The sequence below is a fragment of the Marinifilum caeruleilacunae genome (assembly GCF_013141825.1).
Lineage (GTDB): Bacteria > Bacteroidota > Bacteroidia > Bacteroidales > Marinifilaceae > Marinifilum > Marinifilum caeruleilacunae.
Map to the genome: position 1 here is coordinate 1 of NZ_RZNH01000035.1, position 21,267 is coordinate 21,267.

Consider the following 21,267-nt stretch of genomic DNA (forward strand, 5'->3'; position numbering starts at 1 on the left):
AGTTTACTACTGGCAAACAAGTGCAAGTGGAATTGATAAGACGAACTCCAATGTAACCAAGGATTTTACAGTTGACGGAGCTACGTATTACATCCGTTCCTATAATGCAACACTTGATACATGGAGTACTGCCCAATCAGGAATAGTAGAGGTTTACAATAACCCTGGCATTCCTGCAGCGCCAACAGCTACCTATGCAGATGGTGTAACTACACTTCGTATGCCTCAGGCTCCAGATCACGAGACTTATTATTGGCAAAATTCGGTCGCTGGAGAATCAACTGTAGATGTTTCGACAAATAGAGATTTTACCGTTGATGGGTCAATTTACTTTCTACGTTCCAAGCATAATGTAACAGGGTATTGGAGTGTTGCAAGACAGGGTAATATAACGGTAGAATCGGAACCAATTACACCATCGACCCCTACTGTGAGTAATCAAACTGGTAAAGTGGTATTGACTATGCCAGTAGCACCATCTGGAGAAAGTTATTATTGGCAGGAAACAGCAGAAAGCACTAGTTTGACAGATTCATTGCCTACTAAGGAGGTTTATGTTAGCAAGACTGTTTATTTAAGATCCAGAAAAGATGCACCAACTTACCTTTGGAGTAATGCCACATCCATAGAAGTTAATGTGGATGAATCGCCTGTAGTTTACACTAACAAAAATTATATTTTAACAACTATTATTGAGGAAGAAGGGATTACAGATGAAGCTAGTGTGGATGGACTGTCAGTATTCCAAAAATCAGAAAACATTCAATATTTTGACGGTTTGGGTAGACCAATTCAAACGGTAAGCATTAAGATGTCTCCTGATCTTCAAGATTTAATACAACCTATAGTATATGATAACTTTGGAAGAGAAAAAAAATCTTATCTGCCTTTTGCAACAGTTGGTAGGACTACTAATGGAGTACTACATAATGATCCAATCAATAGAAACAACTGGATTAATCATTATGATCATGTAGAATTGGACTTTACTTATGCTGAGAAAGAGTTTGACGGATCACTTCTGCATAGAGTAGTGGAACAGGGGGCTCCAGGCAGTGCGTGGAAGATTGATAAAACAGATAATGTGTCCAATGGTACAGGGAGAACAGTAAAGAAGGACTATTTGTCTAATCTAACTAATGAAGTGGTTTGTTTTGAATTAGATGAAAATGGTAATTTGATTCATCATCCTAATCATCAGTACTATACCGAAAAGGAATTGTATAAAACAATAAGCAAAAATGAAAACTGGGAAGATACAGGTAATACTAATTTAAATAAACTGCATACAATAGAAGAATTCAAGGACAAACAGGGACAATTGATATTGAAACGAAGTTATGTGGAAGACTCAAACAATCCAGGAGGAAATCCAAAAGAAGTAAATACCTATTATGTTTATGATGATTTTGGACTATTGCGATATGTGTTGCCACCACAAGCTTTTGCAGATGGCAATGTTACAATCAGTAGTGAAGAACTCAGTGGATACTGTTACTGGTACAAGTATGATGGAAGGAAGCGAATGACCCATAAGAAAATACCGGGAGCAGAAGAGGTATGGATGGTATATGACAGCAGGGACAGGTTGGTAGCAAAACAGGATGGTAACCAAAGAAATCGTAAAGATGAGAATGGTCAGCCAAGCCCATGTTGGCAGTTCATCAAATACGATGTATTGAACCGTCCTGTAATGACAGGAATTTACATCAATGGAGATAGTCAAAGTGGTTTACAGGGTGAAGTAAATAATAACAATAATTATCCAGTGGCTACAATGTTTGAAGAAAGAGATAATAGTACAGGTAATTTATATGCCTATACTAATCGATCCTTTCCTAAAACGATTTCGGAATTAGATGTGTTAACGGTATCTTATTACGATGATTATAACATTGATGGTTTACCTCTGACATCAGATAAGCGAAAATACCATAACGTTACAGGTTATAATGTAATTGCAGAATTACTTCCTGAACCAATGGGACAATTAACAGCCACTCTTACCAAGGTATTTAATCCTGGAGTCAATTGGAGAGATGAACTGTGGGCAATTAATTTCTATGATAAGAAGTACAGGATAGTGCAGACTTGGAAGGAGAATTATCTAATGGGAATAGACCTGATTACTAAACAGTACGACTTTGCAGGAAGATTGGTTAAGAAGCTTCATGATCATAATGTAAATGGTTATACTACTTATGAAGAGAAGTGGTATGATTACGATCATGCGGGTAGAATGATATCCATAGAGCTGGAGTATAGAGGTGATGCAGTTGAAAAAACGAGGGCGGAGATTGTTCACATGGATTACAATGAGCTGGGACAATTAGAGAAAAAGGTCTTGTATGGTAATCTTCAACAAATGGATTATCAGTATAATATTCGGGGATGGCTAACGCAGATGAATTCGCATAATCCATCGCAAATGGCAGGCAGAGACAATGATAACTTTGGTTTTGAGTTGAATTACGATACGGGTTCTACATTGTTTGGCGGACAGAATCAATTCAATGGTAATATTGGAGCTATGCAATGGTGGACTAATGCTGAAGACGGAATAGATCATGAACAGGCCTATGGATACAGGTATGATGCCTTAAATAGAATTTTAAAGGCGGATTATCGGGAAAATACAGGAACTTGGCACAATCCTATCGATAAATTTGATGTGTTTGACATCACTTATGATCTGAATGGTAATATTATGACTTTAAGTAGAGATGGAGAGGCAGGTCATATTGATCAGTTGACATATGGATATAAGAATATGAATAATCCAAGATCGAATCGATTGATGTACGTGAATGACGCACATACTCAATTGATTGGATTTAAGGAGAGTTCCAGTAATCAGGATGAATATGATTATGATTGGAATGGTAACATGAAAAGAGATGACAATAAAAATTTGACATCCATTGATTATAACATTCTGAATTTACCGGAAAGTATTGTGAAAAATGTGTCAAACAATGAAAATAGGACAATTCAGTACGCATACGATGCAACAGGTGTAAAACTAGAAAATCGTATAGAAAGTGGTCAAGATTTACAATATTTAGGTAACTTTGTATACATAGATGGTTCTTTGGCATATATTATAAATGAGGAAGGGAAGTTAAATGTAGGAGATAATGGAGAGTACCAGTTCTTTGTAAAAGATCACTTGGGTAATACCAGAATCAGTTTAACGGAGGATAAGCAAATTAAGGAAACCAACCACTACTATCCTTTTGGGATGAGAATGGATATGGTAAGTTCTCTTTCAGATGCAAACCAGAAATACCTGTATAACGCTAAGGAGTTGCAGGATGAGACGGATTGGTTAGATTATGGAGCCAGAATGTATGAGCCAAGTTTAGGAAGATTTATTGGAATTGATATTCTTTCTGATCAATTTGCATTTGTAACTAATTATAATTATGCTGAGAACTCTCCTATTGCTAATATTGATCTTTGGGGACTTCAAGCGTTTCCAGTTCATGGTACAAATTCGGACTCAGAAACCTTTTATGCATTAAGTGACGATTTTCTCAAGGGATTGTCAGGCAACAGCGAGGTAATTAGAGGTTTTAATTGGCCGAAAGGAACGAATGAATTTGATAATAATGAAACGGATCGTGGGGTCGCTGCCCAAGCTTTAGCAGCTTTTGTTTTGGCAAACTTAGATGATAATGGTGAACCCATTACCATAATAGGGCATAGCCATGGAGGAAATGTTGGTATTCAGGCGATTAATATTATCAAAAAAGCATTAAATAAAAGTAATGATGATAGATTAATAAATTTAATCACAATTGCAACTCCAGCGTATAACGGAGTTAATGATATTGAGAATCCATCTAATGTTGAAGTAGATAATCATTTACATTTCTTTAGTAATTATGATGAAGTTCAGACATTATTGGCCACAATAGCTGGTGGAAAAGTAGCTAGTCGAACATATAATAACCAAAATACTATCAATGTTGAAGTTAAGGATTATATTGATATACCAACTAAACCTAATCATTTTGGACGTGTAAGAAATACAAGAGCACCATACTATGATCCAATAAGTTCTCATTTTTTACATACAAGACCCAATTTGCTTAAAACCCCAGGATCGTTACCAGAAATAAATATTGACTTTCGAATAAAAAAAATAACCCATAAACAGATAGAGCAATGAAAAAGAATAAAATAGCATGTCATGTATTTATGATAATTTGGACTTGTGTTAATGTATTAGTTTTTTATGGAAATTTTAAAGGCAGAGTAAGGTTTGGATTAGGCTTGGGAGATTTGTCAATAAGTATTCCTTTAATTATTTTCGTGTTAATTATTCTTATTATCTACTTAAGAAATAATTTACAGAGACTAAATAAAGTATACAATACTAAAATTATTATTACTTGTATTGTTGAATTATTGTTTGTTTTTCTAAAAATGACTTATTTGAGAGGACCAGTAAGTCCTTGGGATGGAAATATTTTTTTTTAAGGCTAAAATAGGAAATTAGTAATTGGAACTTTTATGAACTTAATTATGGATAATAGAAAATTACTATATTAACTAATTATGCATATCTTTAAAAAAAACTTGAGGCGATAAACTATAATCAAACCCACTTACAAGATTATTGTGAGTGGGTTTAATTTTATGACCTATAAGGATTAGATTTAAAAAAGGTATGTAAGTTTTCTTCATTTTTGGATCATCAAAATTAGAGATTTTAAAATATACTGTTATACGATGAGTTCTAAATAATTAGAAATTGAGTGCTTAACGGGAGAATGGAGAATTTAATCGAACGTCCATTGCTGACTTTTTATTTCATAGTGCACGGATCTTTCCAAGCACATATGAGTATTTACAGTTCTCTTCTCAAACTACCTCAAAAGCTCAATAAAGTGGTTCTTAGTAGATTTTCATGACCGAATAAATGCCGGTTCAAATTCATTATCTGTACAATAATCGTCCAATTTTGTGCTGATGGTTTCTGGACAATTGTCTAGGTGAATCATCTTGGGATACCAAGTGCTTCCTTCAAACGATTCAAAACTTGAATAAGCCATAATGAGTGAATAGATAAATAAGCTTCAATGATCAGTACTTTGATGTGTTATGATAGTTAATAGACTGTTATCGCTGTTTCACTATCCATCGTGTATAACATCTCAAGATCAGAATTGGTTCAATTTTGTAGGATGAATAGCTGCTTTTTATGTGCGGAAAGGCGTTTATTGGCTTCCCTATGAAGGTTTAGTTTCATTGCCGTATAAATATGATAGACTGTTTTGTAGTCCCAACTATATCCTTTCAACCAGAGACGACTTTAGTATATCCAACATCAGTTGGACGAATATTTGTCTGCCACAATTAATTTCTATCACAATAAATAGTTGTTCCATCATGAGCTAGTGATCTCTCTCTTTTGATTTAAATAGAAAAATTGACTTTACGAGATTCACCAAAAATCCAGTCCTGATGAACACTAATTTAATACTCTTCATTCATGTGATGTGGCAACTCTTTTTTTTTGTTAAAAGCTTAAAGCTTTATATCCGTTTGTTCAAAAGAATGTTGAAGCATAATTAGTGATTTATATATCTATTTTAAACGAGCAATTTCTTTTTTAATATCTTTTTACGTGTTTATCTATAACGCATCCAAACCTCCATATTTAGCTATCCAATTATAAATGGTAGCATCACTATTACCTTTCTCTGGTATCCAATAGTATATTAGGAACAAATGATTTGATCCTCTTGACAGTATGTTTTTCTCATTCTAAGAATTGTTAATCTTTTAAATTAATAATATTAAAGCTGGCGCACCCAACCAGGATTTTAAAAGTTTAATTTCAAATGCTCAATATAAGTTGAAATGTGCTCAGTTGAAGAAAGGACAGTATTCAAAAACAATTAAACATAAAAAGAATGGAATTATTTTTACAACTATGAACAATATTATATATGTCTTTATTATAAGTGAGTATTTCTAGATTATGGAATTGGATATGCTTCTTTTGTATGCAAGTCCATAAAGTAAAAAAAATGTCCATTATTAGTTCATTTCTATCATTAATTCAGTCTTCCAAATAAAAAGTAAACGTGTAAACTTTCACAATAAGCCTAATCTCCAGATAATTAGAGATTTGAGTTCCTGGTTTACAGGTTACACAAAAAATTTAAACAATCTATGTATTAAGATGACATTCTTTTGTAAGATAGAAATATGAACAGACAAGATAAAATATTAATAAACTCACGAAATACTCACGAGTTTATTTAGATTGCTTATAATAGACATCTTAAATGGTTTTGTAATGTGTTAATTATTAGAAGTCGGGGCGAGAAGATTCGAACTTCCGACCCCACGCCCCCCAGACGTGTACTCTAAACCTGGCTGAGCTACGCCCCGAACTGTGAAAACAAATATAATTCATGTAAAACTTTCAGCAAAAAATTAGAATGAGAAATATTAGGTAAAATTGATTTTGCCGGATAACATTTTTTGCTCTGGAATAAGCGAAAATAATGATATTGTCTTAAATAGAGAAAAAATTCCATATACATGTAAGATGTATGACAATAAATTACGCAAACGTATACGTTAAATTTGATCTTTTTCCAGTTAAAGTAAGTATCTCTCTTGTATATAATCTACGGTTAAACTGTCAGGGCAATTCCTATTCTTACGAACTTGGGTGAAAATGAGCTTAAAGTGTACTGAAATAATAGACTTTTATCATTTTGATAAAAATGGGTAAATATACCCATATCATTGGTAGTTTGTTATTTATATCTTACGCCATTAATGATGATATTGAAATGAAAAGAATAGAATTGAATCATCATGATTTTTATCACTTTTTGACTCTATTAAAACATGTTTTACAATACTTAAGTGATTTTTTTTAAATTTTTTTTTGAATATAGAAAAAATTAACTAACACACAGAAAGACAAAGAGATAGGAGGATTGTAGTGAAGTGTTCTTTGATATTCAAACGTTTACGATGGCGTACTGCTGTTTTTAAACAGTTTCTTATCTACAATGAAAGTATTTATATTCGCCAGTGAATAATGAAATAATTCTTTAAACCGTGAAAGGTTTAAATAAGCAGATCAATTGAATTGATGTAAATATTTTAAGTTGCGCAATTCGGCATGCAAGATTTAAGGTAGAATACGTTTGAGGTAAATTAGAAATATCCTTGAGGTTTTCTTAGCAAATTACTTGAAAATAATATTTAAAGATGAAGGTATCTGAAAAGTTAGATCTCTTAAAGAAAAAAAGAGAAGAAGTTAAAATGATGGGCGGTGAGGCTCGTGTTGCCAAGCAACATGACAAAGGGAAGCTTTCCGCACGAGAGAGAATAGACTTGCTTTTTGATGAAGGAAGTTTTAGAGAATTGGATATGTTCGTAGAACATCGTTGTGTAAACTTTGGCTTTGAATCAACTGAAATTCCTGCTGATGGAGTGATTATTGGTCATGGTTTAGTAAACGGACGAACTGTATTTGCTTACTCTCAGGATTTTACTTCTAGAGGTGGATCTTTAGGTGAAATGCATGCTGCAAAAATCTGTAAAGTAATGGATTTGGCAGTTAGCGCTGGTGCCCCAGTTGTTGGATTGAATGATTCAGGTGGAGCACGTGTAGAAGAAGGTGTTGATGCACTAAAAGGTTACGGTGAAATTTTTATGCGTAACTCAAGAGCATCGGGTGTTATTCCACAGATTTCTGCCATTATGGGTCCTTGTGCCGGTGGTGCAGTTTATTCTCCTGCAATGACTGATTTTGTTTACATGGTTAAAAAGCAAAGTCACATGTTTATTACATCTCCATACGTAATTAAAACAGTAACAGGTGAAGAAACTACTTTCGAAGAGTTGGGTGGAGCTATGGCTCACAACGCAAAAAGTGGTAACGCACATTTCGCTTGCGATACAGATGAAGAAACAATTGAAGCAATTCGCGATTTGTTAAGCTATTTGCCAAATAATAACCTTGAGGAAACTCCTCAAATGCAAATGGGTGACGATCCACAACGTGTTTGTGAAGAATTGGATACTATGATTCCTGATGATGCAAAAACACCTTACGATATGAAGGCTGTTATTGAATCAGTACTAGACCAGGGAGAATTCTACGAAGTGCATGAGCACTATGCAGAGAATGCAATTATCGGTTTCGGTCGTTTAGATAACCAATCAGTTGGTATCATCGCAAACCAGCCATTAATTCAGGCAGGATGTTTGGATATCGACGCTTCTGATAAAATTTCTCGCTTCGTTCGTACTTGTGATGCTTTTAATATTCCTATGGTAACATTTGTTGATGTTCCTGGATATCTTCCTGGAGTTCAGCAAGAGCTAGGCGGTATTATCCGTCACGGTGCAAAACTTCTTTGGAGTTATGCAGAGGCTACTGTACCTAAATTTACTGTGGTAACACGTAAAGACTATGGTGGAGCATACCTTGCAATGTGTTCTAAGCCATTGGGTGCTGATATGGTATTCGCTTGGCCAACAGCTGAAATTGCGGTTATGGGTGCTAAAGGTGCTGTAGAGGTAATTTCTTCATACAAAAAAGAAATTGCTGCTGCTGACGATAAGCAAGCTAAAACCGACGAAAAGATTAAGGAATACGAAGATGCATTTAACGTGCCTTATTTGGCAGCTCAGCGCGGATACATTGATGATGTAATCCTTCCTAGCGAAACTCGTGCTCGTTTGATTGATGCATTAAATGCTATGAAAACTAAAGCAGAGGTATTGCCAGCTAAGAAACACGGAAATATTCCATTGTAAGATAGACTTTGTTAAAAATTAATTATTAATACAAGATAATTATGACACGAGAAGAAAAGATTAAAAAAGCAGTTGCTATAGCAGTTGCTCACTATGTAGAGCAGGAGAAAGCTGAAGCGTTAAAGGTTGAAAGTTCTACAAATAGCTCTTGGTCACGTACTGGCATTAAAATGATGATGACAAAACGTAAGATTGTTCAGCTACGTGGTCGTAATCTAAGAAGTGCGTAATTTTTTTCCTGTAACCAGGAGAAGTATTAATTCAAAAAAGATAAAAAGATGATATACGATAAGCATGGGGTTCTACAAATGAGCGAACTTAATTTCGGTAGCGATCGTCCGAAAGCTGAGAACCCAATTAAAATTAATGATGTAAGTTTACGTGATGGTCACCAGTCGCTATTTGCTACTCGTGGTCGTACAGAAGATATGTTGCCAGTTGCAGAAATGATTGATGATGCTGGATACAATGCTGTTGAAACTTGGGGGGGAGCAACTTTTGATACAATGCACCGTTTCTTGGGTGAAGATCCATGGGAGCGTTTAAGAGTATTGAAAAAGCACATGCCTAAAACTCCATTCTCGATGCTTCTTCGTGGACAGAATGTTGTAGGATACCGTAACTATGCTGATGACGTAGTGAAGGCATTCGTTCAGCGTTCAATCGATAATGGTATGGATATCTTCCGTTGTTTCGATGCATTGAATGATTTCAGAAACTTCGAAACTGCTGCTAAAGTAATCAAAGACAACAAAAAGCATTTGCAAGGTGTGGTATGTTACACACTAAACCAACCTCGTTTGGGTGGTGAAGTATACAACATGGAATACTACATCAATAAAGTGAAAGATTTGATCGAGTTTGGTGTTGATTCTGTATGTATTAAGGATATGGCTGGTTTGGTAGCTCCTTATGATATTTACAACCTGGTACGTGAAATCAAGAAATTCACTGATACTCCAATCAACCTGCATACTCACTTTACTTCAGGTATGGGTGATTTGGCAATTTTCAAAGCAATCGAAGCTGGTGTAGATATCGTTGATACTTGTATCGGACCTTACGCATACCGTACTTCTCATGCTGCTGTTGAGCCATTGATCATGTCTTTATTAGGTACTAACCGTGATTCAGGAATGGACATTAACAAGATTAATGCAATTGCTGAAGAAATGGAGAAATACATCCCGAAATACAAGCACTTAGATAATAACCCTAAGTATGCTACTACTGATATCAACGTATTGTTGCACCAAACTCCAGGTGGAATGCTTTCTAACCTTGTAAACCAGTTGAAAGCAATGGATGCATTGGATAAACTTCCAGAAGTATTCCGTTTACTACCTAAAGTACGTAAAGATCTTGGTAACATTCCATTGGTTACTCCTACATCTCAGATTGTTGGTGTACAGACTGTAAACAATGTGTTGTTCGATTCTTACGAAGGAGAATATGCACAAATTACCAAAGAGGTAAAAGACCTTTGTTACGGATTGTACGGTAAAACTACTCACCCAATCAACCCAGAGGTTCAGAAGAAAGCTCTTAAAGATTACCCAAGAGGTGAGGAACCAATTACAGCACGTCCAGGTTCGATTCTTGAGCCAGAAATGGATGAGGTGAAAAAGACATTTGGTGATCTTGCAAAAGATATCGATGATGAAGTATTGTGTGCACTTTACCCAGTTACTGGGAAACGCTTCCTGAAATGGAAATATGGAATGGAAGAAATTCCTGCTGATGTAAAGGCTAAGACAATGGCAGAAGTTGAAAAAGAAGAAGAGCTGGTAAGAAAAGCACTTTCTGGAGAATTAACTTCTAAAGGTAAAGGAAACGGTCGTGAGCTTGAAGTTACAGTTGACGGAGAAACATTTACTGTAGAAATCAACGATCCAAATGGTCCTGCTGCACCTCAATTCAAAGGCCGTAAGAAGAAAGAAGCTGCTGCTGATGAAACTGCTACAGGTAGTGTAGTTGCTCCAATCCCAGGTATGATTGTGGAGTGCAAGGTGAAAGTTGGAGACGAAGTAAAAGTTGGAGATACATTAGTAGTACTTGAAGCTATGAAGATGATGAACAATCTTGATGCTAAAGCGGAAGGTATTGTAAAAGAAATTAAATGTGATTCTGGCGATTCTGTTGCTAAAGGAGATTTACTTTTAGTAGTTGAGCCAAAAGCCTAATGACTATTTAATTATTGAGTTTTTATCGCCCCCTGGAAGCCAATCCAGGGGGTGTTTTATTTTATACCTGTTGATAAATGAGGATTAAAATGATTTGTTACAGCTCATGTAATACCGATTTAATATCGAAATGAGCCTTTGGTTCGCTTTCTCCCAAAGTCTCTTTCGTTTATTATCGGCATTAACCATTGCAATCTCAATGTTTCGCTTAAGACTCACATTGAAATGCAATTGGTATAATAAGTCAATTGAAAAGGCATAAATGATAATTCGATAAAATTGATTCTGTTATCTAATCTTTCTATTAATGAATACAGTTAATTATCTGGATATTTTGTAGATTTGTTTGTCCAATTTTAATATAGAAACAGAATAGTTAAAGATACATGGAATTTAAATCAATGAACTTAAACGAGAATGCACCTAAAATCCCTGAAGGTGATGTTGAAAAAATAAAATGTTTAATCGTTGGTTCGGGACCAGCCGGTTATACTGCTGCAATTTATGCGGCAAGAGCAAATTTAAATCCTGTTGTAATTGAAGGGCTACAACCAGGTGGTCAGTTAACAACAACTACCGAAGTTGATAACTTCCCAGGATATCCTGAAGGGATTACTGGGCCGGATATGATGGCAGATTTAAAAAAGCAAGCGGAAAGATTTGGAACGGATTGTCGCTGGGGCTTGGTTACTGCTGTTGATTTTTCGGTGTATCCACACAAAGTAGTAGTTGATGAAAAGAAAGTAATCGAAGCTGAAACTGTAATTTTGGCAACAGGTGCTACTGCAAAATATCTTGGTTTCCCAACCGAAGAGAAATATATGGGATCTGGAGTTTCGGCCTGTGCAACCTGCGATGGTTTTTTCTACAGAGGAAAAGATGTAGCAGTTGTTGGTGGTGGCGATACAGCTGCCGAAGAGGCAACTTACCTTGCCGGATTGTGTAACAAAGTATATTTAATCGTTCGTAAGCCATTTTTACGTGCATCTAAAGCTATGCAGGATCGTGTTTTCAAAACTAAAAATATTGAGCTTTTGTTCGAACACAATACTAAAGAGCTATATGGCGATGGCGTTGTTGAAGGTGCGAAGTTAATCAAGAGAATGGGAGAGGAAGATGAAAGCGAAGTGGACATCAAAATTGATGGTTTCTTTGTAGCGATTGGTCACACACCAAACTCAAAAGTATTTGCTGATTACCTAAAAACTGATGATCAGGGCTACGTGATTACAGAGCCAGACTCAACCAAGACAAATGTTCCTGGTGTGTTTGCCTCGGGCGATTTAAAAGACCCACATTATCGTCAGGCTATTACTTCAGCAGGATCGGGCTGTATGGCTGCTATGGATGCTGAAAGATTTTTGGCAGAAAGAGAATAGAAGCTTTCAAAAAATATAATATTACCCGGCTATTCATTATGGCCGGGTATTTTTATGCTTGCAAAAAAAGAGGCATCCTCTCGAATGCCTCTTCATATATCTTAATAAAGTAAGATTACTGCTTGAATACATCAGCAAATTTATCCTTACTGTATTTTCCTTCTTTAAGTTTCTTTGAAACTTCCTTAAATGCGTTAACAGTGTACTCAACATCTTCAAGTGAGTGCATTGCTGTTGGAATCAAACGAAGTAATAATTGTCCTTTAGGAATAACAGGGTATACTACGATTGAACAGAAAATATTGTAATTCTCTCTTAAATCCATAGTTACCTGGGTACCTTCAGCAACACTACCAGAAAGATAAACAGGAGTTACAGGAGATTCAGTAACACCGATATCCAATCCAGCTTCTTTTAATCCGCTTTGAAGCGTGTTAGCTACAGACCAAAGTTTTTCACGAAGTTCTGGCATAGTTCTCAACATTTCTAAACGCTTCAATGAACCTTCAACGATTGGCATTGGAAGAGATTTAGCAAAGATCTGAGATCTCATTGTATATCTTAGGTAAGTACCAACTTCCTCATCACACGCGATGAATGCACCAATACCTGCCATAGCTTTTGCGAAAGTACTAAAGTGAAGATCTACTTTGTCTTCAACTCCGAAGTGCTCAATTGCACCAGCACCAGTTTTACCCATTACACCGAATCCGTGAGCATCGTCAACCAATAAACGGAAGTTGAAATCGTCTTTCATTGCACAGATTTCATCCAATTTACCAAGGTCACCTGCCATACCGAATACACCTTCTGTAATTACAAGGATACCACCACCTGTTTTTTCAGTCCATTTGGTAGCACGCTCTAATTCCTTGCGAAGGTTATCCATATCGTTGTGAGGATAAACGAAACGCTTACCTGGGTGAAGTCTAAGACCATCCATGATACAAGCGTGAGATTCAGAATCGTAAACAATTACATCATGACGACCTACAAGAGCGTCGATGATAGAAACCATTCCCTGGTATCCAAAGTTCAAAAGAAAAGCATCTTGTTTACCTACGAATTCGGCAAGTTTAGATTCTAATTCTTCGTGGAGACTTGTTTGTCCCGACATCATACGAGCTCCCATTGGATAAGCCAAACCCCATTTTGCAGCTGCTTCAGCATCTGTTTTTCTAATTTCTGGGTGATTTGCCAAACCAATATAGTTGTTCAAACTCCATGTTAATACCTCTTTCCCACGAAACTTCATTCTTGAATTGATTTCGCCTTCCAATTTAGGGAAAGCAAAATAACCATGAGCTTGCTTTGCGTACTGCCCGATATTCCCTTTCTGGGTCTTAATTTTGTCAAAAATATCCACGATTTATGCTTTTTTGAGTTATTTTCTTTCTAACTGTGCAAAAGTAATCTTTTTTGGATTTAAAGCAATAAATTATAAAGATTTGTATAATATACGTGAGAAAGTATGTCATAATTCATATGAAAACTTTATCTTTGCAAAATGCAAAAAAATATAGTAGCGAAGCCTATGAGAAAAATTGTCTTACTGTTCGTGCTTTTCGCCTTCGTTTTAGGAGGATGTAGCGAGTATCAAAAATTGCTGAAAAGTACCGATAACTCTCTTAAATACAAGAAAGCAATAGAGTATTATAATTCTGAAAACTATGCAAAATCTGCAACGCTGTTTGAAGAATTACTTCCGATTTATAGAGGAACAAGTAAAGCAGAAACAATTAGTTATTACATATCTTACTGTTCTTACGGGCAGGGAGATTTTATCTCGGCTGGATATTTTTTTAGAAACTTTTTGAAAACATTTCCTGATAGTCCATACTCTGAGGAATGTTTATACATGAGTGCATATTGTTATTACATGGAGTCGCCAAAGCCAAGATTGGATCAAACACCAACTCAGAATGCCATTGATGCATTTCAGTTGTACATTAACAGGTATCCAAACTCAACTCGAATTCCTGCTTGTAACGAATACATCGATGAATTACAGGATAAGCTGGTATACAAATCATATTTAAGTGCAAGAAATTATTACGACAGAGAAAAATTCCCATCGGCAATTATTGCATTGCAAAATAGTTTGAAAGATTATCCAGGATCATCGCACCGCGAAGATTTGATGTTTATGCTATTGGAATCGAAACACCAATTGGCAGCGAAAAGTATCCCATCTAAGCAACGCGAAAGATACAACAATGCAAAAGAAGAATATTACGCTTTTGTAGATGAATACCCTGAAAGTAAGCACATGAAACGTGCCGAAAAAATGCTTGAAGATATGGAAGCATATTTAAGTAAGTTTAATATAAATAATTAAAATAGATCTAATTCTTACACAGTATGGATTACAAAAAAACAAATGCAGCAAGTTCTACAGTTACTCGCAACATGAACGAAATGAGCAAAGAGGTGGGTAATGTTTACGAATCTGTTATGATTATGGCTAAAAGATCAAATCAGATTGCTGTTGAACTGAAAAGTGAACTGAATAAGAAATTGCAGGAATTTGCTTCTTATACAGATAACTTGGAAGAAGTATTTGAGAACCGCGAGCAGATTGAAATCTCTAAGTATTACGAGAGATTACCAAAACCTACTTTGATTGCGGTAGAGGAATTCATTAATGGAGAAATCTATTACAGAAATCCTTCTAAAGAGCAAAAATCAGAAGACTAATTAGTAAATAATGGTCAAGTTCCCTTTTGTACAAAGAGGGAACTTTTTATTTTTAGAAAGAGCTTATGTTAAAAGATAAGAATATCATATTAGGTGTTACTGCAAGTATTGCAGCATATAAAGCAGCTTCTCTTGTTCGACTTTTGGTAAAAGAAGGTGCTAATGTAAAGGTAATCATGACTCCTTATGCCAAGGAGTTTATCTCGCCGGTAACCATGGCTACCTTGTCTAAGAATACTGTATTGTCCGATTTTTTTAAACATGATGATGGTTCGTGGAACAGTCATGTTGACCTTGGAATTTGGGCAGATGTAATGATTATTGCACCGACTACGGCAAACACCATGGCTAAAATGGCTCATGGTATTTGCGATAATTTACTTCTTACTACCTACCTATCTGCAAAATGTCCGGTTGTTCATGCTCCGGCAATGGATTTGGATATGTTCAAGCATCCGGCTACTCTGCGTAATATGGATATTTTAAGATCCTATGGCGATTCATTTATCGAACCTTCGAGTGGGGAATTGGCAAGTGGTTTGTATGGTAAAGGAAGGATGGAAGAACCTGAAATTATTGCGCAAAAGCTAAGCGAATTTCTTGAGGATAAAAAAAAAAACTAAGTGATAAAAAGATTTTAATCACTACAGGGCCTACTTACGAAAAGATTGATCCGGTACGATTTATAGGTAATTTTTCGTCGGGAAAAATGGGATATGCCATCGCCGAGGAATTAGCTGAAAATGGAGCTGAGGTTGTATTGGTGAGTGGGCCAACTGCTTTAAAAGAAAAGCATCCAAACATCAAAAGAATTGATGTTGTTACTGCACAAGAGATGTATGAGGCATCTGTGAACAACTTTTCGGATTGCGATGGTGGAATTATGACTGCCGCTGTGGCAGATTTTACTCCCTTACATCCGGAAGATAAAAAAGTGAAACGAGGGAAAGAGAATTATTCCATCGAACTTACACCTACCAAAGATATAGCAGCTTCATTAGGAAAGGAGAAATCAAATTCTCAATTTCTGGTTGGTTTTGCCCTTGAAACCAATAATGAAGAGTTTAATGCCAAGCTTAAACTTGAAAAGAAGAATCTTGATTTTATTGTGTTGAACTCATTAAACGATTCCGGAGCTGGATTCCAACACGATACCAACAAGATATCTATCATCGATAATAATGGTTTGGCAAAGAAATACGACCTGAAACCTAAAACAGAGGTAGCCAAAGACATTGTTGCCGAAATAATTGGGTTTTATGAGAAATAAGTTGGCATCTGTTTCGTTATAATTTTTAACTTTAGCTGTGAACTTTTGAAATACAATTATGCGTAAATTCTTTCTAGTATTAATGGTTGCATTGCTCTCGATTCCTGCTTTTTCGCAAGAATTTAAATGCAATATTCAGGTAGTAAGCCAGAAAATTCAGGGAACCAACAAACAGGTTTTTAGAACCATGCAGACGGCAATCAATGAGTTTATGAATACTCGTCGATGGACCGATCATCGATACAGTTACGATGAGAGAATTGAATGTACCTTCTTATTTAATCTTACCGAGCAAATATCCGCAGATGAATTCCGTGGTAGTTTGCAGGTGCAAGCGAGTCGTCCGGTGTACAATTCATCATACAATACCGTATTGCTGAACTTTAAGGATGATGATGTACAGTTTAAATACGTGGAATATCAAACCCTTGATTTTAACGAAACTGTAACGCCTAGCGAACTCACAGGACTATTGGCTTATTATGCCTACCTGATTTTAGGGCTTGATTACGACACATTCGCCATGGATGGTGGAGCTCCATATTTTGCAAGAGCCGAATCTATTGTAAATAAAATGCAGAATTCTAATACCGTAGGGTGGAAGGCTTATGAAAGCAGGGATAACAGGTATTGGTTAATCGAAAATATACTAAATAATGCATACAGCCCGGTTCGAGAATGTTTGTATCGCTATCACCGTTTAGGTTTGGACAGGATGTCGGATCATTTGACCGAATCGAGGGCGGAAATTGCAGAAAGTTTACGTTTGTTGCAGAAGGCATATCGCGCTAAGCCAGGAGCTTTTATTCTTCAAATATTTTTTGATGCAAAAGCGGATGAACTGGTTAATATTTTTAGCGAATCTTTTACCGATGAAAAAAAGCGAGTCTTTAATATTCTGAGTGAGATTGATCCTGCAAATATTAAAAAGTATAACAAAATAATCGGGCAAAAGTAATACCCGATTTTTTTCTTATTCATTATTTTTGCGAAACCTAATTATCTATTTTCAAGAATATGCTTCAATCAATATCCATACAAAACTTTGCATTAATCAATCAACTGGAAATCGATTTTTCTGATGGATTCTCTGTAATAACCGGCGAAACCGGATCGGGAAAATCGATATTGCTAGGTGCTTTATCTTTGGTTTTAGGTCAGAGATCAGAGGGGAATGTACTAAAAGATAAAGAGAAGAAGTGCGTAATAGAATGCTCATTTTCGATTGAGAAATACAATTTGCAGGAGTTTTTTGAAAGCCGTGAATTGGATTACGATAAGGAAACACTGGTTCGTCGTGAAATCTTACCCAGTGGAAAAACCAGGGCCTTTGTTAATGACACCCCGGTAAATTTAAAAACGCTAAAGGAGCTGGGGCTTCGTTTGGTGGATATTCATAGTCAGAATCAGAACCTGGTTCTGGGTAGTTTTGAATACCAGGTAGGGATTGTTGATACCTATGCAAAAAATACTTCTGTACTTGCCAAATATCAGTTAAACTTTAAGAAATACCAGGAGCTAAAAAAGGAACTGAAATTACAGGAAGAACAAGCTGCCAAGGAGAAAGCAGATTTGGATTATTTCCAGTTTCAACTGGAGCAGTTGGTAGAGGCCAATTTAATTGAAGGCGAACAAAAGGAAATGGAAGAGGAGTTGGAAACTCTGAACCATGCAGAAGAGATTAAATCCGGATTGTACCAGTCTTATGGTTTGCTGTCGGAAGGAGACTCTTCGGTAATATCGCAACTGAAAGAGGCAAGAAGCTCAATGGCTAAAATTCAAGATGTTTTTGGGGAAGCAGATGCCTATTTTGAGAGATTGGATAGTGCTTTAATTGAATTGCAGGATTTATCGCAGGAGATTGATCGCAGCAATGAATCGGTAGAATTCGACAATGCGCGAATCGATTTTTTGAATCAACGTTTGGATGCAATTTATTCGCTACAGCAAAAGCACAGGGTTGATTCGGTAGATGAATTGATCAAAATAAGAGAGGAGCTCGAAGGAAAAGTAGGTAAAATAGAATCGAGTGATGAGAGAATTGACGATTTGAAGAAACAATTGTCTGAACAGCAATCGAAACTAAAAAAATCTGCAGAAAACCTTACAGGCAGTAGGACAAAAGCAATTCCTAAGATTGAAAAAACAATCACTGCTCAATTGGTTTTATTGGGAATTCCTAACGCCAATTTTAAAATACAAATTTCAAATAACGAAGATTTTCAGCAATTGGGAGCCGATAAACTAAGCTTTTTATTTAGTGCAAACAAGAATGGAAGCTTAGAAGAAGTACAGAGAGTAGCCTCCGGGGGTGAGCTTTCGCGCTTAATGCTGAGTATAAAGTATTTAATTTCTTCTTCAACAGCATTACCATCTATTGTATTCGATGAAATTGATACCGGAGTTTCGGGGGAAATTGCAGATAAAATGGGTGCAATGATGAACCAAATGGCTGAAAATATTCAGGTAATAAGCATTACGCACCTTCCTCAAATTGCAGGAAAAGGTAAATATCACTACAAGGTTTATAAAGCCGATGATGAACACGAAACCTATTCAAACATCGTACTTCTGGACAAACAGCATCGCCTTGAGGAGCTTGCCAAGATGCTTAGTGGCTCTGATTTGACCAAAGCTGCTCTCGAAAATGCTAAAGTGTTGTTAGATAGTTAGATGATCTTTTTGATTTTTAATTAAAGAATTTATTCAGTCTTAATTAATAAGCTTGTTTAGAATCATTATGCGAATTAATGGTTATCTTTACCACCTGAAAAATTGAAAATTTCAAATTATGTCGTATAATTTATTAAAAGGAAAAAAGGGGATTATTTTCGGGGCATTGAACGAAATGTCGATCGCCTGGAAAGTTGCTGAACTAGCTGTTGAAGAAGGTGCTGAAATCGTCTTGACCAATACACCTGTATCGATTCGTATGGGAACAATCGATGAATTGGCTAAAAAATGCAATGCAGAGGTAATTCCTGCCGATGCAACCAACCCAAAAGATTTGGATGAATTATTTACCAAATCGATGGAAGTGTTGGGCGGAAGAGTAGACTTTGTTCTTCACTCTATCGGTATGTCTCCAAATGTTCGTAAGGGTCACGCTTACGATGACTTAAATTATGAATACCTTAAAAAAACACTTGATGTTTCTGCAACATCATTCCATAAAGTATTGCAATCAGCAAAGAAATTAGATGCAATTAACGAATGGGGTTCGGTAGTAGCGCTTTCTTATGCCGCAGCTCAAAGAACCATGTACGAGTACAATGATATGGCCGATGCGAAAGCCATGTTGGAATCAATCGCTCGTAGTTTCGGATACATCTATGGTCGTGAAAGACGTGTACGTGTAAATACAATTTCACAATCGCCAACGGTAACAACTGCTGGTAGCGGTGTTAAAGGATTCGATTCTTTGATCGACTTTTCGGAAAGAATGTCGCCGCTTGGTAACGCCGATGCTCAGGAATGTGCCAACTTCTGTATTACTTTGTTCTCTGACTTAACCAAGAAGGTTACCATGCAGAACTTGTTTCACGATGGAGGATTCTCAAGTATGGGTATGAGTTACAGAGCAATGAGCCAGTACAACAAGAGTTTCAATCCTTGCGATTGCAAAGAATAATAGCATACAATTTAGTCTTTACATCCGGGTTGAAAAACTCGGATTTTTTTTTGCCAAAATCGTTAATTATATAGACCAAATACATTTTTAAAATCTAGTGATAATATGTACATTTGCCCTTAATTTTCTTAAACTAGATGAGTTTTAAGGAATAATTGCCGATTTGATCGTCCAATAATCAGTTAGTGCCGTTGCGTAAGAGGTTATTGATGTAGAGAAATCTTTCGATGTGCATGCCAATGCACAATGATTGGAATGTGAAGAAGGAAATTTGAACGGACTGATAAATACCCTTCTGGGTAGATGAGAAGTAAATAAATTATTTTCGAATGAAGGAATACAATATTAATCATTTAAGAGAACTTGAGGCGGAATCTATTTTCGTAATTCGTGAGGTTGCTGCTCAATTTGAAAATCCTGTGATGCTATTCTCAGGGGGAAAAGATTCCATCGTAATGTTTCACCTGGCTCGTAAGGCTTTTGCTCCGGCAAAGGTGCCATTTGCTTTAATGCATATTGATACTGGCCATAATTTCCCGGAAACAATTCAGTTTAGAGATGAATTGATGGAAGAAACAGGAACTCGTCTGATAGTTCGCTACGTTCAGGATTCAATCGACCAGGGAAAAGTAGTTGAAGAAACAGGATTCGATGCAAGTAGAAATAAATTACAAACAGTAACTCTTCTTGATGGAATTGAAGATCTACAAGTAGATTGTGCTATGGGTGGAGGTCGTCGTGACGAAGAAAAAGCCAGAGCAAAAGAAAGATTCTTTTCGCATCGCGATGAATTTGGACAGTGGGATCCAAAAAATCAACGTCCAGAGTTATGGAACCTGTTCAACGGTAAGAAACATATGGGTGAGCACTTCAGAGTATTCCCTATTTCGAACTGGACAGAAATGGATGTTTGGCAGTATATCTATCTGGAAAATATTAAAATCCCAAATATTTACTTCTCTCACGAACGTGAGGTATTTGTTCGTAATGGTAACTTACTATCGGTTTCTGATTTTATTCCAATGCGTGATACCGAAACAGTGGAGAAAAGAATTGTTCGCTTTAGAACCATTGGTGATGCAACCTGTACTGGTGCGGTAGAATCGGAAGCGAATAGCTTGGAAGATATTATCGAAGAAGTAGCAGCTTCGAGAACTACAGAGCGTGGAACTCGCCACGACGATAAACGTTCTGAGGCAGCTATGGAAGACCGTAAGAAAGAAGGTTATTTTTAGAATAATTAGTAATTATTAGTGTTTAATGATTAATGAATACAGTTCAGATCATTAATCATTCACCATTAAT

At 36.2% G+C, this 21,267-nt stretch carries 15 protein-coding genes and 1 tRNA gene; 14 read left to right on the forward strand and 2 right to left on the reverse strand.

What is annotated here, in order from left to right:
* Positions 1–4,174 (forward strand): DUF6443 domain-containing protein (locus ELS83_RS17025; protein WP_171596750.1); only part of this gene is annotated, 4,174 nt, incomplete at its 5' end.
* Entirely contained in the window at positions 4,171–4,485 is a 315-nt protein-coding gene (locus ELS83_RS17030; RefSeq protein ID WP_171596751.1) for a hypothetical protein, read from the forward strand. The genes ELS83_RS17025 and ELS83_RS17030, both read left to right, overlap by 4 nt.
* Positions 4,486–6,332: 1,847 nt before the next feature.
* Here the strand turns inward: ELS83_RS17030 and ELS83_RS17035 are convergent.
* Positions 6,333–6,408 (reverse strand) — tRNA-Pro (locus tag ELS83_RS17035).
* Positions 6,409–7,245: 837 nt separating this feature from the next.
* Here ELS83_RS17035 and ELS83_RS17040 point away from each other — a divergent pair.
* The 4 genes from ELS83_RS17040 to trxB all read left to right on the forward strand — a co-directional run bounded on the left by ELS83_RS17040 (position 7,246) and on the right by trxB (position 12,364).
* Positions 7,246–8,802, forward strand: a complete 1,557-nt coding sequence (locus tag ELS83_RS17040; protein WP_171596752.1) for an acyl-CoA carboxylase subunit beta — start codon at positions 7,246–7,248, stop codon at positions 8,800–8,802.
* A 41-nt stretch (positions 8,803–8,843) separates the two neighbouring features.
* The gene (locus ELS83_RS17045) at positions 8,844–9,032 is read left to right on the forward strand and encodes a hypothetical protein (protein ID WP_171596753.1); all 189 of its coding nucleotides are present in this window, start codon (positions 8,844–8,846) and stop codon (positions 9,030–9,032) included.
* Positions 9,033–9,080: 48 nt separating this feature from the next.
* Positions 9,081–10,985 carry a pyruvate carboxylase subunit B gene (locus ELS83_RS17050; protein ID WP_171596754.1) on the forward strand — a complete coding sequence of 635 codons (1,905 nt, stop codon included), beginning with the start codon at positions 9,081–9,083 and terminating at the stop codon, positions 10,983–10,985.
* Positions 10,986–11,371: 386 nt separating this feature from the next.
* Positions 11,372–12,364: a thioredoxin-disulfide reductase gene (gene trxB, locus ELS83_RS17055; RefSeq protein WP_216616641.1), complete on the forward strand. Its 993-nt coding sequence runs from the start codon at positions 11,372–11,374 to the stop codon at positions 12,362–12,364.
* A gap of 115 nt (positions 12,365–12,479) precedes the next feature.
* Here trxB and ELS83_RS17060 read toward each other — a convergent pair whose 3' ends face one another.
* Positions 12,480–13,730 carry an aminotransferase class I/II-fold pyridoxal phosphate-dependent enzyme gene (locus ELS83_RS17060; protein WP_171596755.1) on the reverse strand — a complete coding sequence of 417 codons (1,251 nt, stop codon included), beginning with the start codon at positions 13,728–13,730 and terminating at the stop codon, positions 12,480–12,482.
* A 168-nt stretch (positions 13,731–13,898) separates the two neighbouring features.
* Between ELS83_RS17060 and ELS83_RS17065 the strand changes: the two genes are divergently transcribed.
* The 8 genes from ELS83_RS17065 (at position 13,899) to cysD (ending at position 21,197) form a co-directional block, all read left to right on the forward strand.
* Positions 13,899–14,702, forward strand: a complete 804-nt coding sequence (locus ELS83_RS17065) for an outer membrane protein assembly factor BamD (RefSeq protein WP_171596756.1) — start codon at positions 13,899–13,901, stop codon at positions 14,700–14,702.
* Between the two features lie 23 nt (positions 14,703–14,725).
* Entirely contained in the window at positions 14,726–15,061 is a 336-nt protein-coding gene (locus ELS83_RS17070; protein WP_171596757.1) for a DNA-directed RNA polymerase subunit omega, read from the forward strand.
* 65 nt (positions 15,062–15,126) lie between these two features.
* Complete coding sequence (locus ELS83_RS22325; protein WP_249414477.1) at positions 15,127–15,684, forward strand: flavoprotein; 558 nt, start codon at positions 15,127–15,129, stop codon at positions 15,682–15,684.
* Between the two features lie 44 nt (positions 15,685–15,728).
* The gene (locus ELS83_RS22330; protein WP_346728163.1) at positions 15,729–16,331 is read left to right on the forward strand and encodes a phosphopantothenoylcysteine decarboxylase domain-containing protein; all 603 of its coding nucleotides are present in this window, start codon (positions 15,729–15,731) and stop codon (positions 16,329–16,331) included.
* Positions 16,332–16,389: 58 nt separating this feature from the next.
* Positions 16,390–17,289, forward strand: a complete 900-nt coding sequence (gene porD, locus ELS83_RS17080) for a type IX secretion system protein PorD (RefSeq protein ID WP_171596758.1) — start codon at positions 16,390–16,392, stop codon at positions 17,287–17,289.
* Positions 17,290–17,348: 59 nt separating this feature from the next.
* Entirely contained in the window at positions 17,349–19,004 is a 1,656-nt protein-coding gene (gene recN / locus ELS83_RS17085; protein ID WP_171596759.1) for a DNA repair protein RecN, read from the forward strand.
* Between the two features lie 118 nt (positions 19,005–19,122).
* Complete coding sequence (locus tag ELS83_RS17090) at positions 19,123–19,962, forward strand: enoyl-ACP reductase FabI (protein WP_171596760.1); 840 nt, start codon at positions 19,123–19,125, stop codon at positions 19,960–19,962.
* Between the two features lie 329 nt (positions 19,963–20,291).
* Positions 20,292–21,197 (forward strand): sulfate adenylyltransferase subunit CysD, encoded by a 906-nt coding sequence (gene cysD / locus ELS83_RS17095; RefSeq protein WP_171596761.1) that lies wholly within the window; start codon positions 20,292–20,294, stop codon positions 21,195–21,197.
* Positions 21,198–21,267 lie beyond the last annotated feature (70 nt).

What these genes read in the sequence shown, in the direction of transcription:
- ELS83_RS17065 (WP_171596756.1), top strand. Translation starts at nt 13,899, where the DNA reads ATGAGAAAAATTGTCTTACTGTTCGTGCTTTTCGCCTTCGTTTTAGGA.
- porD (WP_171596758.1), top strand. Translation starts at nt 16,390, where the DNA reads ATGCGTAAATTCTTTCTAGTATTAATGGTTGCATTGCTCTCGATTCCT.
- ELS83_RS17045 (WP_171596753.1), top strand. Translation starts at nt 8,844, where the DNA reads ATGACACGAGAAGAAAAGATTAAAAAAGCAGTTGCTATAGCAGTTGCT.
- ELS83_RS17050 (WP_171596754.1), top strand. Translation starts at nt 9,081, where the DNA reads ATGATATACGATAAGCATGGGGTTCTACAAATGAGCGAACTTAATTTC.
- ELS83_RS22325 (WP_249414477.1), top strand. Translation starts at nt 15,127, where the DNA reads ATGTTAAAAGATAAGAATATCATATTAGGTGTTACTGCAAGTATTGCA.
- ELS83_RS17070 (WP_171596757.1), top strand. Translation starts at nt 14,726, where the DNA reads ATGGATTACAAAAAAACAAATGCAGCAAGTTCTACAGTTACTCGCAAC.
- cysD (WP_171596761.1), top strand. Translation starts at nt 20,292, where the DNA reads ATGAAGGAATACAATATTAATCATTTAAGAGAACTTGAGGCGGAATCT.
- ELS83_RS17040 (WP_171596752.1), top strand. Translation starts at nt 7,246, where the DNA reads ATGAAGGTATCTGAAAAGTTAGATCTCTTAAAGAAAAAAAGAGAAGAA.
- ELS83_RS17090 (WP_171596760.1), top strand. Translation starts at nt 19,123, where the DNA reads ATGTCGTATAATTTATTAAAAGGAAAAAAGGGGATTATTTTCGGGGCA.
- recN (WP_171596759.1), top strand. Translation starts at nt 17,349, where the DNA reads ATGCTTCAATCAATATCCATACAAAACTTTGCATTAATCAATCAACTG.
- ELS83_RS17030 (WP_171596751.1), top strand. Translation starts at nt 4,171, where the DNA reads ATGAAAAAGAATAAAATAGCATGTCATGTATTTATGATAATTTGGACT.
- trxB (WP_216616641.1), top strand. Translation starts at nt 11,372, where the DNA reads ATGGAATTTAAATCAATGAACTTAAACGAGAATGCACCTAAAATCCCT.